Genomic DNA, 15040 nt, shown 5'->3' on the forward strand with positions numbered 1-15040 from the left:
AACGAGTCCTTTACCGGTTGCGGGGCAGGCCCAGGGCGACCATGCCGATGATGTCGCGCTGCACCTCGTTGGTGCCGCCGCCGAAGGTCAGGATCAAACACGCCCGGTGCATGCGTTCCACCCGGCCGCGCAGCAGCGCACCTGGGGAGTCTTGCCGCACGGTGGCGGCGGTGCCGAGCACCTCCATCAGCAACCGGTAGGCCTCGGTCGCCAGTTCGGTGCCGAACACCTTGGCCGCCGATGCGTCCGCCGGGGACGGCGAGGCGCTGTCGGATGAGGCCAGCTCCCAGTTGATCAGCTTGAGCACCTCGGCCTTGGCGAGCACCCGGGCCAGGTTGAGCTGCACCCACTGCGAGTCGATGATCCGGTTGCCGTGGCTGTCTTTGGTGTGCTGCGCCCACTCGCGGACCTCGTCGAGCGCCACGAAGATCGGCTGCGCCGACACCAGTGCGACCCGCTCGTGGTTGAGCTGGTTGGTCACCAGCTTCCAGCCCGCGTGCTCCTCACCGACCAGGTTGGACACCGGCACCCGCACGTCGGAGTAGTACGTCGCGCTGGTGTCCGGGCCGGCCATGGTGTGCACCGGCGTCCAGGAAAAGCCCTCGGCCGTGGTGGGAACAATGAGCATCGAGATGCCGCGGTGCTTCTTGGCCTCCGGGTTGGTCCGCGCCGCCAGCCACACGTAGTCGGCGTAGGCGATCAGCGACGTCCACATCTTCTGGCCGTTGATCACGTAGTCGTCGCCGTCACGTACCGCGGTGGTGCGCAGCGAGGCCAGGTCCGTTCCGGCACCCGGCTCGGAGTACCCGATCGCGAAGTGCAGCTCGCCGGCGGCGATCTTGGGCAGGAAGAACTTCTTCTGCTCCTCGGTGCCGAAGGCCATGATCGTCGGGGCGACGCTGTTGATGGTCAGGAACGGCACCGGGGCACCGGCGATCGCGGCCTCGTCGGTGAAGATCAGCTGATCCATCGCCGAGCGGGCCTGGCCGCCGTACTCAGTGGGCCAGCTCAACGTCAGCCAGCCGTCCTTGCCCATCTGGGCGACCGTTTCGCGGTAGACGTTGCCGGTCCCGTACTCGCCCTGCGTCGAACTCAGCGCCTCCCGGCGCTCCGGGGTCATCAGCGTCGTGAAATACGAGCGCAGTTCGCGACGCAGCTCTTCCTGCTCAGCGGTGTAACTGATCTGCATCGGGTCGTCCTTCGCTGGTGATCGGGCTCACGATAAAATTGTCGTCGACAGCCCGTTGTAACACGTTCTAGTCGCTAGGGTCCAGTGGCCCTACCTCGTCGTGTACGGCTGCTGTTGGATCGTATGGTGGCATTAGCGGACACTGACGGACCATGCTGGTGGCCGTCTCGGGCTTTGCAAGGAGAGCGTCATGCGAGTTGAGGTGGACCTGGATCGCTGCGAGGGCAACGCGATTTGCGTCGGAATCGACCCCGACCTGTTCGAACTGAACGACGACGAGCAGGCCGTGGTCAAGATGGCGCCGGTCCCGGCGGACCGGGAAGCCCACGCTATGCAGGCGATCGCCGAGTGCCCCCGTGCCGCGCTGCGCCGCGTTGACGACTAACCTCGGCCCGGCAGGGGACTAGAGGTATTCATAACCGCAGGCGACGAGGGCGCCGCGAGGGGACAGGAGCGGCGTACATGACTGCGAACAGCGCGATCGATCTGACCGGGAAGGTCGCCGTGGTGACCGGCGCCGCCGCCGGGTTGGGCCGGGCAGAAGCGATCGGGCTGGCCCGTTCCGGAGCCACCGTGGTTGTCAACGACATCGCGCCGGCGCTGGAATCCTCCGACGTGATCGACGAGATCGCCGCCGCCGGCGGCAAGGGGGTGCCGGTGGCGGGGGACATCAGCCAGCGCTCCACCGCCGACGAGCTGGTGAGCACCGCCGACGGCCTGGGCGGGCTGAGCATCGTCGTCAACAACGCCGGGATCACCCGCGACCGGATGTTGTTCAACATGTCCGATGACGACTTCGACGCCGTGATCGCGGTGCACCTGCGCGGGCATTTCCTGTTGACGCGCAACGCGGCCGCGTATTGGCGCCAGCGGGCCAAAGATGCTGACGCCGGAACCGTGTACGGCCGCATCATCAACACGTCCTCGGAAGCCGGGCTGATGGGTCCGGTCGGTCAGGCCAACTACGGCGCGGCCAAGGCGGGCATCACCGCCCTGACGCTGTCGGCCAGCCGGGCGCTCAGTCGCTACGGCGTGCGCGCCAACGCCATCTGCCCGCGGGCCCGTACCGCGATGACCGCCGACGTCTTCGGTGAGGCCAAGGTTGGCGACGGGGAAATCGACCCGCTGTCGCCCGAGCACGTGGTCACCCTGGTCCGGTTCCTGTCGTCGCCGGCATCGGACTCGGTCAACGGTCAGGTCTTCGTGGTGTACGGACCTGAGGTAATGCTGATGGCCGCGCCGACGGTGGAACATAAGTTCAGTGCCGACGGACAGGCCTGGGATCCGACCCGGTTGGCGGACACGCTGGCGAATTACTTCTCGGATCGCGATCCGAAGCGGACCTTCTCAGCTTCGGAGTTGATGGACGCCGATTAGAACGCGGTTAGAACGCGTTTCAGCGAGGCGTGGATCACAATTGCTTTGACCAGCATAAATAATCCGTTTCTTTTACTAAAACGTGTCCTTTGACACTCCGAACGTGTTCTAGTTACTATGAGCCGGCTCACGAGGGCCGGACGGTGAATCACGCGAACAGCGCCGGTCACGTGAGGTGGCCGGATACAGTTTTGCGACCACCGGCAGCCGGATGCCCGACCTGAGGGAAGGACGTGCCTTGATCGAACAGCTCACGGTTCCGGCTCGGGCCGTGGGCGGTTTCGTAGAGATGTCGCTGGCGACATTCCGGGCGATGTTTCGCCGGCCGTTCCAATACCGTGAGTTCCTCGACCAGACCTGGATGATCGCCCGGGTGTCGCTGGTGCCGACCCTGCTGGTCGCGATCCCCTTCACCGTGCTGGTGGCGTTCACCATCAACATCCTGCTGCGGGAGATCGGCGCCGCCGACCTGTCCGGCGCCGGGACCGCATTCGGCACCATCACCCAGCTGGGCCCGGTGGTCACCGTGCTGGTGGTGGCCGGTGCCGGCGCCACCGCGATCTGCGCGGACCTGGGCGCGCGCACCATCCGCGAAGAGATCGACGCGATGCGGGTGCTCGGCATCGACCCGATCCAGCGGCTGGTGGTACCCCGGGCGCTGGCCTCGACGTTCGTCGCGCTGCTGCTCAACGGCCTGGTGTGCGCGATCGGCCTGGTCGGGGGCTATGTATTCTCCGTCTTTCTGCAGGGCGTCAACCCGGGCGCCTTCATCAACGGGCTGACCGTGCTGACCGGGCTCGGGGAGCTGGTGATGGCCGAGATCAAGGCGCTGCTGTTCGGCACCGCCGCCGGGCTGATCGGGTGCTACCGCGGGCTGACCGCCAAGGGCGGTCCGCAGGGGGTCGGCAACGCGGTCAACGAGACCGTCGTCTACGCCTTCATCTGTCTGTTCGTCATCAACGTCGTCATGACCGCGATCAGCGTGCGGGTGCTGGTCAAATGAGTTACGACGCCACGCTGCGATTCCGGCGGCTGTTCCGGTGGGCGCCCAAGGCCTACGACAACTTCGGCGAGCAGGCCCTGTTCTACGCCGAGTCGATTCGTTACGTGCCCAACGCGCTGACCAAGTACCGCAAGGAAACGGTCCGGCTGATCGCCGAGATCACCATGGGCACCGGCGCGCTGGCGATCATCGGCGGCACGGTCGGGGTGGCCACCTTCTTGACCCTGGCCTCCGGCGGCGTGATCGCGGTGCAGGGATTCTCGTCGCTGGGCAACATCGGCATCGAGGCGTTGACCGGGTTCCTGTCGGCGTTCCTCAACGTGCGCATCGTCGCACCCGTGGTGGCTGGGATCGCGCTCGCGGCCACCATCGGTGCCGGCACCACCGCCCAGCTCGGCGCCATGCGGGTCGCCGAGGAGATCGACGCCGTCGAATCTATGGCGGTACACGCGGTGTCGTATCTGGTATCCACCCGGCTGGTGGCGGGCCTGATCGCGATCATCCCGCTGTACTCACTGTCGGTGCTGGCGGCGTTCTTCGCGGCCCGGTCCACCACGGTGTTCATCAACGCGCAGTCGCCAGGCCTTTACGACCACTACTTTGATACCTTCCTTATTCCGACCGACCTACTGTGGTCCTTCCTGCAGGCGATCATCATGTCGATCGCGGTGATGCTGGTGCACACCAACTACGGCTTCAACGCGGCCGGCGGACCCGTCGGCGTGGGTATCGCGGTGGGTCAGGCGGTGCGCACGTCGCTGGTGGTCGTGGTAGTCATTACGTTGTTCGTTTCACTCGCCGTCTACGGCGGGTCCGGTAACTTCAACCTCTCGGGATAGCAAGGACATACGGGTGGAAAACGGATCGAGGCGTACCCAGGTGCGGATTGCCGCGGCAGTCCTGGGTGCGCTCCTGGTTGCCGCCACCGTCTTCACCTATCTGTCCTATGTCTCCGTCTTCAGCTCCACCGATAAGGTCACCGTCACGTCGCCGCGGGCCGGCCTGGTGATGGAGAGGGACGCCAAGGTCAAATACCGCGGTATCCAGATCGGCAAGGTCAAGGAGATCACGTATCAGGGCCAGCAGGCCAAGCTCGCGCTGGCCATCGACAGCGCCGCGATGCGATACATCCCGTCGAACGCCGCCGTGCACATCGCCAGCAACACCATCTTCGGAGCCAAGGCGGTGGAGTTCATTCCGCCGCCGGTGCCGTCGGGTAAGGCATTGCGCAGCGGCGCCGATGTGCAGGCCTCCGACGTGCAGCTGGAAGCCAACACGCTGTTCCAGAAGTTGACCGATCTGCTGGACAAGATCGACCCGGTGCAGCTCAACGGATCTATCAGCGCGCTGGCCGAAGGATTGCGCGGCAACGGCGACAACCTGGGCGCGCTGCTGTCCGGGCTGAACGGCTACCTGGAGAAGCTCAACCCGAAACTGCCGCAGCTCCAGTCGGGTTTCGCCAAGACCGCGGTGGTCGGCAACATCTACGGCGACGCCGCCCCGGATCTGGCGACCATCTTCGACAATGTTCCGACGATCAGCAAGACGCTGGTCGACCAGCGCGACAACCTGAACAAGGCGCTGCTGGCGACCACCGGGCTGGCCAACAACGGCTACGACACGTTCGCGCCGGCCGCTGACGACTTCATCGCCGGCATCACCCGGTTCCGGGCGTTGGGCTCTCTGCTGGCCGAGTACTCGCCGGAGTTCGGCTGCCTGTTCCGGGGAATCCAAGGTGCGCTGGAGAAATTCGGTCCGTCGATCGGTGGCACCAAGCCGGCGCTCTACGTGCACTCCAGCTTCATCCCGGGCGCACCGGCCTACACCTATCCGGAGAGCCTGCCGGTGGCCAACGCGACCGGTGGCCCCAACTGTCGTGGCCTGCCGGACATTCCGAGCAAGCAGTACGGCGGCTCCTGGTTCCGGTCGCCGTTCCTGGTCACCGACAGCGCCTACATCCCGTTTCAGCCGAACACCGAGGTGCAGTTCGACGCGCCGTCGACCGCGCAGTTCCTGTTCAACGGGGCCTTTGCCGAACGGGACGAGTACTGATGAGCACCCGCAGCACGCTGATCAAGGTCTCCATCTTCACGCTCGCCATGCTGCTGGTGTCGGCCGGGCTGGTGGTGGTGTTCGGCGAGTTCCGGTTCGCGTCCAACCACACGTACCACGCCAATTTCGCCAGTGCCTCCCGGCTCAAGGGCGGCGAGGATGTGCGGATCGCCGGAATCCCGGTCGGCACGGTGAAACGCGTCGAGCTGGCCGGCGACAACAGCGTCAACGTCACTTTCGACGTCAACAAGCGTTACCAGATCTACGACTCGACCCGCGCGCTGATCCGTTACGAGAACCTGGTCGGCGACCGGTACCTGGAGATCGCCTCCGGCGCCGGCGATCTGCGCAAACTACCGCCCGGCGGCACCATCGCGCGGAAGAACACCCAGCCGGCGCTGGACCTGGACGCGCTGCTGGGCGGGATGCGCCCGGTGCTCAAGGGTCTGGACGGCAACAAGATCAATGAGGTCAGCAACGCGATCATCGAGTTGTTGCAGGGCCAGGGCGGCGCGCTGACGCAGATGCTTTCCAGCACCAACTCGTTCACCACCACACTGGCCTCCCGCGACCAGCTGATCGGCGACGTGATCAACAACTTGAACACGGTGCTGTCCACCGTCGATGACAAGCGGGAGCAGTTCGACGCCACCGTCGACCGGCTGCAGCAGCTGATCACCGGATTGGCAGAGGGCAAGGACGCGATCGCCGGGGCGATCGGACCGCTGGCGTCGGTGGAGACCGACCTGACCGACACACTGCGCCGCACCCGCCGGCCGCTGCAGGGCGTGATCGAGAACGCCCGGCCGCTGGCCACCGTGCTGGATAAGCGCAAACAGGAACTCAACGACGTCATCGACCCGCTGGAGGAGAACTACCTGCGGCTCAATGCGCTCGGCGCCTACGGCTCGTTCTTCAACATCAACTACTGCACGGTCTCCCTGAAGTTGAACGGGCCGGCGGGCAGCGACATCATTCTGCCGATGGGCGGCCAGAATGACACCAGCAAGGGGAGGTGCTCTCCTGTCAAAAATTGACCGCGTAAACCCGGTTCGCACCGGCACATTGGGCATCGCACTGGTGGCATGCGTGCTCTTGGTCTCCTTCGGATACACCAGCCTGCCGTTCTGGCCGCAGGGCAAGGTTTACCAAGGCTATTTCGCCGACGCCGGCGGCATCATTCCCGGCAACGACGTGACGGTGTCCGGTATCCGGGTGGGCAAGGTGACCAAGGTGGTGCTGGCCGGAGCCAGCGCGAAAGTGAGTTTCTCCGTCGACCGCAACATCCGGGTGGGCGACCAGTCGCTGGCCGCGATCCGCACCGACACCGTGCTGGGCGAGAAGGCACTGTCGATCACGCCCGCCGGCGCCGGTTCGGTCACCGAGATTCCACTGGACCGCACCCGTGCCCCGTACACCCTCAACAACGCGCTGCAGGACCTCGGCGGCAACGCCCGGGATCTGGACAAGCCGCGATTCGAGGAAGCGTTGCAGGTGCTCACCGATTCGATGCGCGAGGCGACGCCGCAGTTGCGCGGGGCGCTGGACGGGGTTGCCGCCCTGTCGCGCAGCATTAACCGCCGCGATGAAGCGCTGGGCCAGTTGCTGACCCACGCCAAGTCGGTCACCGGAGTACTCAACCAGCGTGCCGAGCAGGTCAACCAGCTGGTGCTCGACGGCAACCAACTTTTCGCAGCGCTGGACGAACGCCGTCAAGCGATCGGTGCGCTGATCGGCGGTATCGACGATGTGTCGCAGCAGCTTTCCGGCTTCGTCGCCGACAATAAGGCCGAAATCGGCCCGACCCTGAACAAACTCAACCTGGTGATGGACAACCTGATCGAACGCAAGGACCGGATCGCCGGGGCGATGGAGCGGCTGCCCGGATACGCCACCACGCTCGGTGAGGTGGTGGCCTCGGGTCCGGGCTTCCAGATCAACCTCTACGGCATGCCGCCGCCCACCATGTCGGAGGTGCTGCTCGACATGTACTTCCAGCCCGGCAAGCTACCGGACAGCCTGGCCGACTACCTGCGCGGGATGATCTCCGAGCGCACCGTGATAAAGCCGAAGTCGCCATGACGCGACCGTCATTGCGGATTCTGCTCGCCGGGGCGCTGGCCGCGCTGCTGGCCGCCGGTGTGTACCTGGTGCTGCCGGCGCAGCGCGGCTACCGGATCACCGGTTACTTCGCCTCGGCGGTGGGCCTGTACCCGGGCGACGACGTTCGGGTGGTCGGGGTACCGGTCGGCCGGATCGAGTCCATCGAGCCGCGCGCGGAGAACGTCAAGATCACCATGTCGGTGAACAGGGACGTGCCGTTGCCGGCCGACGTGCACGCGGTGCTGATGGCGCCCAACATCGTCTCGGCGCGGGTCATTCAACTGGCTCCGGCCTACACCGGCGGCGAGCGGCTTGCCGACGGCGCGGTGCTCGGCGAAGACCGCACCGCGGTCCCGGTCGAATGGGACGAGGTCAAGAAGGAACTGACGCAGCTCAGTGCGCAACTGGCGCCCGAGCAGGGCAAACTCAACGGCGCGCTGAGCGCGGTCGTCAACCAGGCCGCTGACACCTTCGACGGCAACGGGGACTCGTTCCGCAGCGCACTGCGGGAGCTGTCGGCGACCACAGGACGGCTCGGTGACTCGCGCACGGATCTGTTCGGCACCGTCAAGAACCTGCAGGTGCTGGTCGACGCACTGTCCGGCAGCAACGAGCAGATCGTGCAGTTCACCGATCATGCCGCGGCCGTCTCGGCGGTGCTCGCAGACAGCTCGGTCGACCTGGATGTCACGCTGGGCACCCTCAACCAGGCGCTGCGCGACGTGCGCGGATTCCTGCACGACAACAACGACGCGTTGATCGCGCAGGTCAACAAGCTCTCGGAGTTCAGCAAGCTGCTCAGCGACCAGAGTGAGAACTTCGAGCAGGTGCTGCACATCACCCCGCACGGCCTGGTCAACTTCTACCAGATCTACAACCCCGCGCAGGGCACCCTGAGCGGTCTGCTGTCGCTGCCCGACTTCGCCAACCCGGTGCAGTTCATCTGCGGCGGAATCTTCGACGTCGGCTCGGTGCCGGACAACTTCAAGCGGGCCGAGATCTGCAAGGAGCGGATGGGGCCGGTGATGCGGCGCTGGTCGATGAACTTCGTGCCGTTCCTGTTCCATCCGATCAACTCGATCACCGCCTACAAGGGCCAGATCATCTACGACACCCCGGAGACCGAAGCCAAGGCGCAGACACCGGTGCCCTACCTGAAGTGGATGCCTGCACCGGGTGTCACGCCGCCGAGCACCGATGACGTCGCCGCGCTGTTCCTGCCGCCGTCGGAGCCGGGACAGCTGGGCCAGGCACCCGGTCCGCACGGCCCGCAGCGGCCCGGGGCCGGCGCACCACGGGAGGGCGGATGAGGGTGAAATCTCTTGCCTGCGTTCTGGGGGCCGGAGCGCTGGTGCTGTCCGGCTGCCAGTTCGGTGGGCTGAACTCGCTGAACATGCCGGGCACCGCGGGCCACGGCCGAGGGTCCTACAACATCACGGTGCAACTACCGGACGTGACCACGCTGCCGCAGAACTCGCCGGTGATGGTCGACGACGTCACCGTGGGCAGCGTCTCCGGTCTGGAAGCCGTGCAGCAACCGGACGGCAGCTTTTTTGCGGCGGTCAAACTGTCGCTGGACGGCAATGTTCAGCTTCCGGCCAATGCCACCGCGAAAGTCGCCCAGACCTCGCTGCTGGGATCCCAGCACATCGAACTTTCCGCACCCCACGACGAGGCCCCGACCGGCCGACTCGCTCCCGGCGACCAGATCCCGCTCAGCCGCACCGGGCGCTACCCCAGCACCGAAGAGGTGCTGTCCTCACTGGGCGTGGTGGTGAACCAGGGCAATCTCGGCGCGCTGCAGGACATCACCGAGGAGGCCTACGCGGCGGTCGCCGGGCGGGCCGGCACCTTCGCCGGACTGCTGCCCCGGCTCGCCGAGCTGACGGCATCGCTGGACCGCCAGGCCCATGACATCATCGCCGCCGCCGAGGGGCTCAACCGGATCGGCGTTACCCTGGCCCGCAGTGCCCCCAGCCTCGCGCGGGCCCTGGAGACCATGCCGGGTGCGCTGCAGGTGCTCAACGACAACCGCGCCAACATCGTGGATGCGTTCGGAGCGCTGCAGCGGTTGGCGACCGTCGGGTCACGGATCATGACGGAGACCAAAGAGGACTTCGCCGCCGACATCAAGGACCTCTACCCGGTCATCAAGGCGTTCGCCGACAACGCCAACGAGTTGGTAACGGCGTTCCCGTTCATTCCGACCTTCCCGTTCCCGTCGATGTATCTGCGCAACGCGGTGCGCGGCGACTTCCTGAACGTCTACGTCACCTTCGACATGACGCTGCGGCGATTCGGCGAAACCGTGTTCACCACCGGCGCGTTCGACCCGAACATGCCGCACATGCACGACGTGCTCAATCCGCCCGACTTCTTGATCGGTGAAATGGCGAACCTGTCCGGGCAGGCGGCCGACCCGTTCAAGATCCCGCCCGGCACGGCTGTCCGATATGAGGAATGACCTGCGATGCTGACCCGCCTCGTCCGAATCCAACTCGGGATCTTCGCCGTGGTCACCGTGCTGGCCGTCGGCGCGATCTCGATCCTGTACCTGCACCTGCCCAGCCGGATGGGGATCGGAACCTACAAGGTGACCGCCGATTTCATCGCCGGCGGCGGAATCTACCAGAGCGCCAACGTGACCTACCGCGGCGTGACGGTGGGCCGGGTGGAAGACGTCCGTCTCACCGACCATGGGATCGACGCCCAGATGCGGCTCAACAGCAGCACCAAGGTCCCGGGCAACGTCACCGCAACCGTCAAGAGCATGTCTGCGATCGGGGAGCAGTACATCGACCTGGTTCCACCGGAAGGAGCCGCGGCCGCCGGGGCGCTGCACAACGGCGCGCGGATCGGCCAGGACCGCACCGCGATAGGCCAGGACATCGCTGGGATGCTCGACCAGGCCCAGACACTGGTCAACAGCGTCGCCAACAGCCGCCTTCGCGACCTGCTGCGCAACACCTTCGAGGGCTTCAACGGTTCCGGGCAGGAGCTGGCCCGGATGATCGCGTCGTCGCGGCAGCTGATCGATGAAGCCAACACCAATTTCGCGGCGACCGAGGGCCTGATCGATCAGTTCGAACCGTTCCTGGATGCCCAGATCCGCAGCGGCGACGACATCAAGACGCTGGCCCGATCGTTGGCGGTGGTCACCACCGAGGTGCGCAATGCCGATCCGCAACTCCGCGAGGTGCTGCAGGTCCTGCCGAGTGTCGCCGACGAGGCGAACACCACCTTCAGCGGGATCCGGGCCTCGTTCCCGACCTTGGCGGCCAGCATTGCCAACTTCGGCCGGGTCGGGGTGATCTACCGCAACTCGATCGAGCAGGCGCTGGTGGTGTTCCCCGCACTGATGGCGGCGCTGATGACGGTTGCCGGTGGCGTCCCGATGGAAGAGGGCGTCAAGCTGGACTTCAAGATCGACATGCACGACCCGCCGCCGTGCACGGTGGGGTTCCTGCCGTTCACCGAGATGCGCACGCCCGCTGATGAGACAGTGCGTGAATTGCCCAAGGAGCTGTACTGCAAAGCGGCCCAGAACGATTCGGTCGCGGTCCGCGGGGCGCGCAACTACCCGTGCATGGAGTATCCCGGCAAGCGGGCGCCGACCATTCAGCTCTGCCGTGACCCGAAGGGTTTCGTCCCGATCGGCAGCAATGCGTGGCGGGGTCCGCCGGTGCCGTACGACACGCCGATCACCGACCCGCGGATGATCACGCCGATGAACAAATTCCCGTACATCCCACCGAGTTCGGACTACGACCCCGGCCCGCCGGTGGTCGCGCTGCCTCCCGGTGTGCCGGCCGGTCCCGGTCCGGCGCCCAATCCGCCGTACCCGCTGCCCTACCCGCCGAACGAACTCGGCCCGAATCCGCCGGCACCGTGGCCGTACTACGCCCCGCCGGACCAGAACCTGCCGACCGGCCCCGGCGGCAACGGCGGCCTGCCGCCCTACGGACGGGACCCCGCGCCGGGACCGGCCCCCGGGCCCGCTCCCGGACCATTGCCGGCCGAGGCGCAGGCCAACGGGGTCGCCTACAGCAGCTATGACCAACGCACCGGGAAGTTCGTCGACCCGGCGGGCGGCACCGGAGTGTTCGTCTCGGGGGCCGACAAATGGCTGCCGGCCGAGAACTGGGCCGACCTGATGCTCGAGCCGAGGCAGACGTGACCGGTCCCGAGGAGGCCAGAGCTCGTCGCCGGGCCTCGCGGGCCGCCGGACCGGCCGGTGACGCCGCCGAGGTCGCCACGACCGTCGTTCCGACCCCGGGTCGGGCCGCCGTGCGGGCGGTCCGCCCGGTCGGCCCACCGCCGCGGCGACAGCCCAACGCGCGTCAGGCCGCTGTCGTTGCGGCAGCGGCCGCCCTGGTGGCGAGCGTCGTGCTGGGCGGTCTGGTCGGCGTGCTGCTGCTGCAACACCGGCACGCCACCGCGGCCGAGAGTCGTGACCAGCGCTTCGTCGACACCGCGGTCCAGACCGTGCTGAACATGTACACCTACACGCCCGACACCATCAACGAGCAGGTGGACCGCTTCGTGGCCGGCACCAGCGGACCGCTGCGCGACACCATGGCCGGCAACGCGGACAACCTCAAGGCGCTGCTGCGAGAGACCAAGCACAGCTCGGAGGCGGTCATCAACGCCGCAGCCCTTGAGGATCGCGATGAAGTGGCCGGCAACGCCTCGGTCCTGGTCGCGATGCGCGCGACCGCCACGGATGCCGACGGCGTCAACAAGCCGTCGCAGCCCTACGCGCTGCGGATCATCGTGCACGAAGACGATGCCGGCAACATGACCGCCTACGACCTCAAATGGCCGGACGGCAGTCGATGAACCGGCGATGGTCGGCCCTGGTGGCTCTGCTGGTGGTCCTGCTCGGAGTGTTCGTCGGTCTGGGCGCCACCGCCGGCTCGCTGTACTGGAGCCGGGTCGCGACGCGGGGGCAGGAGTTGGCCCGCACCGAGTTGGCCAAGCTGACCGCCGACGAGATCCCCAAGGTGCTCGGCTACGACTACACCACCGTGGAACGCAGCCTGACCGAAACCTATCCGATGTTCACCGACGACTACCGGCGTGAGTTCGAGGCCCGGGCCGTCAACGAGATCATCCCGCAGGCCCGGGAGAAGCAGCTGGTGAACCAGGTTGACGTCGTCGGCGTGGGACCGCTGGACGCGAAGCGGACCACCGGTTCGGTGCTGGTGTTCGTCAACCGCACCGTCACGGGCAAGTCCAAGGAGAAGTTCTACGAGGGCAGTCGGCTGCGGGTCGACTTCCGCAAGGTCGACAGCAAGTGGCTGATCAGCAACATCGCGCCGATCTAGCTGAGAGGATTGCGCCATGAGGAAGCTCATTCGCGGTCTGGCCGCGTTCGGCATCGCGGTGGCGGCGAGCGCCGGGCTGGCCGTCGAGGCCGCCGCGGACGACGATGCCTTGCCGGAAGGCACCCTGGAGGGCATCTACACCTACAACGGCGCCGGCACCACGGCGACGTGGAAGATTTACCCGCTGTGCGTGCCCACCGTGGGCGACGGCCGGGTGCCGCTGAATCTGGCGATCGGTTGCCGGCTGCAGGTCGAAAGCAACGGCCCGCCGGGGCAGGCCGGCTCCTACCGGCTGTCCAACGGCCTGTGGTCCTACCACACGCCGCTGCTGGCCGGTACCCGATGCCCGGACGGCAGCACCGCCGGCAGCGAAGAGATGTACCAGTTCGACACGTCGCTGCGCGGCACCTACACCCAGTCACACAATGCGGTCTGCGGCTGGCAGCCCGGGCTCGAAAAGCACCCGTTCACCCTGACGTTCGTGTCGCCGCTGCCCAACCCGGTGGTCCGCTACCCGCTGACCTGTCAGGACAACCCGATTCACCTGTGCAGCTGAGCTAGTCGGCCGTTTCGGCGAGCGAGTCCAGGAAGGATCGGGCCCAGCGGTCGACGTCGTGGGTCAGCACCTGGCGGCGCAGCGCACGCATACGCCGGCGGCCGTCTTCGGGGTTCTGGTTGATCGCCGCCTCGATGGCATCCTTGACGCCCTCCAGGTCGTGCGGGTTGACCAAGTAGGATTGCTTCAATTCTGCTGCCGCACCAGTGAATTCACTCAAGACGAGGGCGCCGCCCAGGTCGCTGCGGCAAGCCACGTACTCCTTGGCGACCAGATTCATCCCGTCGCGCAGCGGGGTTACCAGCATGACGTCACTGGCCACGAAGAACGCGATCAACTCGTCGCGGGGGACCGGGCGGTGCAGGTAGTGCACCACCGGGTGACCGACCTCGCTGTACTCGCCGTTGATGTGACCGACCTGGCGTTCGATGTCCTCGCGCAGGATCTGGTAACTCTCCACCCTTTCCCGGCTGGGTGTCGCCAGCTGCACCAGCACGGTGTCGTCGCGCTTGGCGCGGCCCTCGGCGAGCAGCTCGTTGAACGCCTTGAGCCGGACGTCGATCCCCTTGGTGTAGTCCAGCCGGTCCACGCCGAGCAGGATCTTGCGCGGATGACCCAATTCGGCCCGGATCTCCTTGGCGCGCCGCCGGATTCCCCGCTCACGCGCCTTGTGGTCGAGCTCGCCGGAGTCGATCGAGATCGGAAAGGCGCCAACACGCACGGTTCGGTCAGGCAGACTCACCTCGCCGAACCTGCCGCGAACCCCCACCGCGCCGCGCGAGGTGGCCGCGCCGGTCAGGTTGCGGGACAGGAACAGGAAGTTCTGCGCGCCGCCGGGCAGGTGGAAACCGACGAGGTCGGCGCCGAGTAGGCCGTCGACGATCTCTCTGCGCCACGGCAGCTGCATGAACAGCTCCACCGGTGGGAACGGGATGTGCAGGAAGAATCCGATGGTCAGGTCCGGACGCAGACTTCGCAGCATCTTGGGCACCAGCTGCAACTGATAGTCCTGGACCCACACCGTCGCGCCCGGTCCGGCGGCCTCCGACGTGGCCTCGGCGAACCGGCGGTTGACGTCGACGTAGCGCTCCCACCACTGCCGGTGGTAGATCGGCTTGACGATCACGTCGTGGTACAAGGGCCACAGTGTCGCGTTGGAGAATCCCTCGTAGTAGTCGGCGATATCGGTGGCGCTCAGTGCTACCGGATGCAGTCGCAGGTCCTCGATATCGATCGGCTCCGCGGGCCCGTCCGGAGTGCCGGGCCAACCCACCCAGGCGCCGTGGCGCTTGCGCAACAGCGGCTCGAGCGCGGTGACCAACCCGCCGGGGCTGCGCTTGTACGCCGTCGTGCCGTCGGGCAGTACGTCGATGTCGATCGGCAGCCGGTTGGCCACCACCACGAAGTCGGCCTGGCCCCCCGACCCCGGCACC

General features: G+C 66.6%; 15 protein-coding genes. 13 read left to right on the top strand and 2 right to left on the bottom strand.

All coding sequences use genetic code 11. The features are described 5' to 3' along the window. Positions 1 to 10: 10 nt before the first annotated feature. A complete protein-coding gene (locus BST10_RS09065) occupies positions 11 to 1189 on the bottom strand; it encodes an acyl-CoA dehydrogenase family protein (protein WP_083037507.1) in 1179 nt (392 codons plus the stop codon). Positions 1190 to 1379: 190 nt separating this feature from the next. Between BST10_RS09065 and BST10_RS09070 the strand changes: the two genes are divergently transcribed. From BST10_RS09070 to BST10_RS09130, 13 genes are all read left to right on the top strand, one after another. Then, positions 1380 to 1574: a ferredoxin gene (locus tag BST10_RS09070; protein ID WP_083037508.1), complete on the top strand. Its 195-nt coding sequence runs from the start codon at positions 1380 to 1382 to the stop codon at positions 1572 to 1574. A gap of 77 nt (positions 1575 to 1651) precedes the next feature. Next, positions 1652 to 2566, top strand: coding sequence for a 3-oxoacyl-ACP reductase (locus BST10_RS09075; protein WP_083037509.1), 915 nt, complete (start codon positions 1652 to 1654; stop codon positions 2564 to 2566). 238 nt (positions 2567 to 2804) lie between these two features. Next, complete coding sequence (locus tag BST10_RS09080; RefSeq protein ID WP_083037638.1) at positions 2805 to 3569, top strand: MlaE family ABC transporter permease; 765 nt, start codon at positions 2805 to 2807, stop codon at positions 3567 to 3569. Continuing rightward, the gene (locus tag BST10_RS09085) at positions 3566 to 4408 is read left to right on the top strand and encodes an ABC transporter permease (protein WP_083037510.1); all 843 of its coding nucleotides are present in this window, start codon (positions 3566 to 3568) and stop codon (positions 4406 to 4408) included. Before BST10_RS09080 ends, BST10_RS09085 begins: the two co-directional genes overlap by 4 nt. 13 nt (positions 4409 to 4421) lie before the next feature. Beyond that, the gene (locus BST10_RS09090; protein WP_205277428.1) at positions 4422 to 5621 is read left to right on the top strand and encodes an MCE family protein; all 1200 of its coding nucleotides are present in this window, start codon (positions 4422 to 4424) and stop codon (positions 5619 to 5621) included. Beyond that, complete coding sequence (locus tag BST10_RS09095) at positions 5621 to 6658, top strand: MCE family protein (RefSeq protein WP_019735976.1); 1038 nt, start codon at positions 5621 to 5623, stop codon at positions 6656 to 6658. The genes BST10_RS09090 and BST10_RS09095 overlap by 1 nt, the downstream gene beginning before the upstream one ends. After that, on the top strand, positions 6618 to 7703 hold the full coding sequence (locus BST10_RS09100; RefSeq protein ID WP_019735975.1) for a virulence factor Mce family protein: 1086 nt from the start codon (positions 6618 to 6620) through the stop codon (positions 7701 to 7703). Before BST10_RS09095 ends, BST10_RS09100 begins: the two co-directional genes overlap by 41 nt. Then, a complete protein-coding gene (locus BST10_RS09105; RefSeq protein WP_019735974.1) occupies positions 7700 to 9034 on the top strand; it encodes an MCE family protein in 1335 nt (444 codons plus the stop codon). Before BST10_RS09100 ends, BST10_RS09105 begins: the two co-directional genes overlap by 4 nt. Continuing rightward, a complete protein-coding gene (locus tag BST10_RS09110) occupies positions 9031 to 10188 on the top strand; it encodes an MCE family protein (RefSeq protein ID WP_083037511.1) in 1158 nt (385 codons plus the stop codon). The genes BST10_RS09105 and BST10_RS09110 overlap by 4 nt, the downstream gene beginning before the upstream one ends. Before the next feature lie 6 nt (positions 10189 to 10194). Next, positions 10195 to 11901, top strand: a complete 1707-nt coding sequence (locus BST10_RS09115; protein WP_083037512.1) for an MCE family protein — start codon at positions 10195 to 10197, stop codon at positions 11899 to 11901. Next, positions 11898 to 12563, top strand: a complete 666-nt coding sequence (locus tag BST10_RS09120) for a mammalian cell entry protein (protein WP_083037513.1) — start codon at positions 11898 to 11900, stop codon at positions 12561 to 12563. Before BST10_RS09115 ends, BST10_RS09120 begins: the two co-directional genes overlap by 4 nt. After that, complete coding sequence (locus BST10_RS09125) at positions 12542 to 13051, top strand: mammalian cell entry protein (protein WP_083037514.1); 510 nt, start codon at positions 12542 to 12544, stop codon at positions 13049 to 13051. Before BST10_RS09120 ends, BST10_RS09125 begins: the two co-directional genes overlap by 22 nt. A 16-nt stretch (positions 13052 to 13067) precedes the next feature. After that, the gene (locus BST10_RS09130; protein ID WP_083037515.1) at positions 13068 to 13607 is read left to right on the top strand and encodes a hypothetical protein; all 540 of its coding nucleotides are present in this window, start codon (positions 13068 to 13070) and stop codon (positions 13605 to 13607) included. A 1-nt stretch (position 13608) separates the two neighbouring features. On the opposite strand, the gene BST10_RS09135 is transcribed toward BST10_RS09130, so the two are convergent. Then, a complete protein-coding gene (locus BST10_RS09135; RefSeq protein ID WP_083037516.1) occupies positions 13609 to 15039 on the bottom strand; it encodes an alpha,alpha-trehalose-phosphate synthase (UDP-forming) in 1431 nt (476 codons plus the stop codon). Position 15040: the final 1 nt, after the last annotated feature.

Origin of the sequence: Mycolicibacter algericus DSM 45454 (genome assembly GCF_002086455.1) — a bacterium.
Classification (GTDB): domain Bacteria; phylum Actinomycetota; class Actinomycetes; order Mycobacteriales; family Mycobacteriaceae; genus Mycobacterium; species Mycobacterium algericum.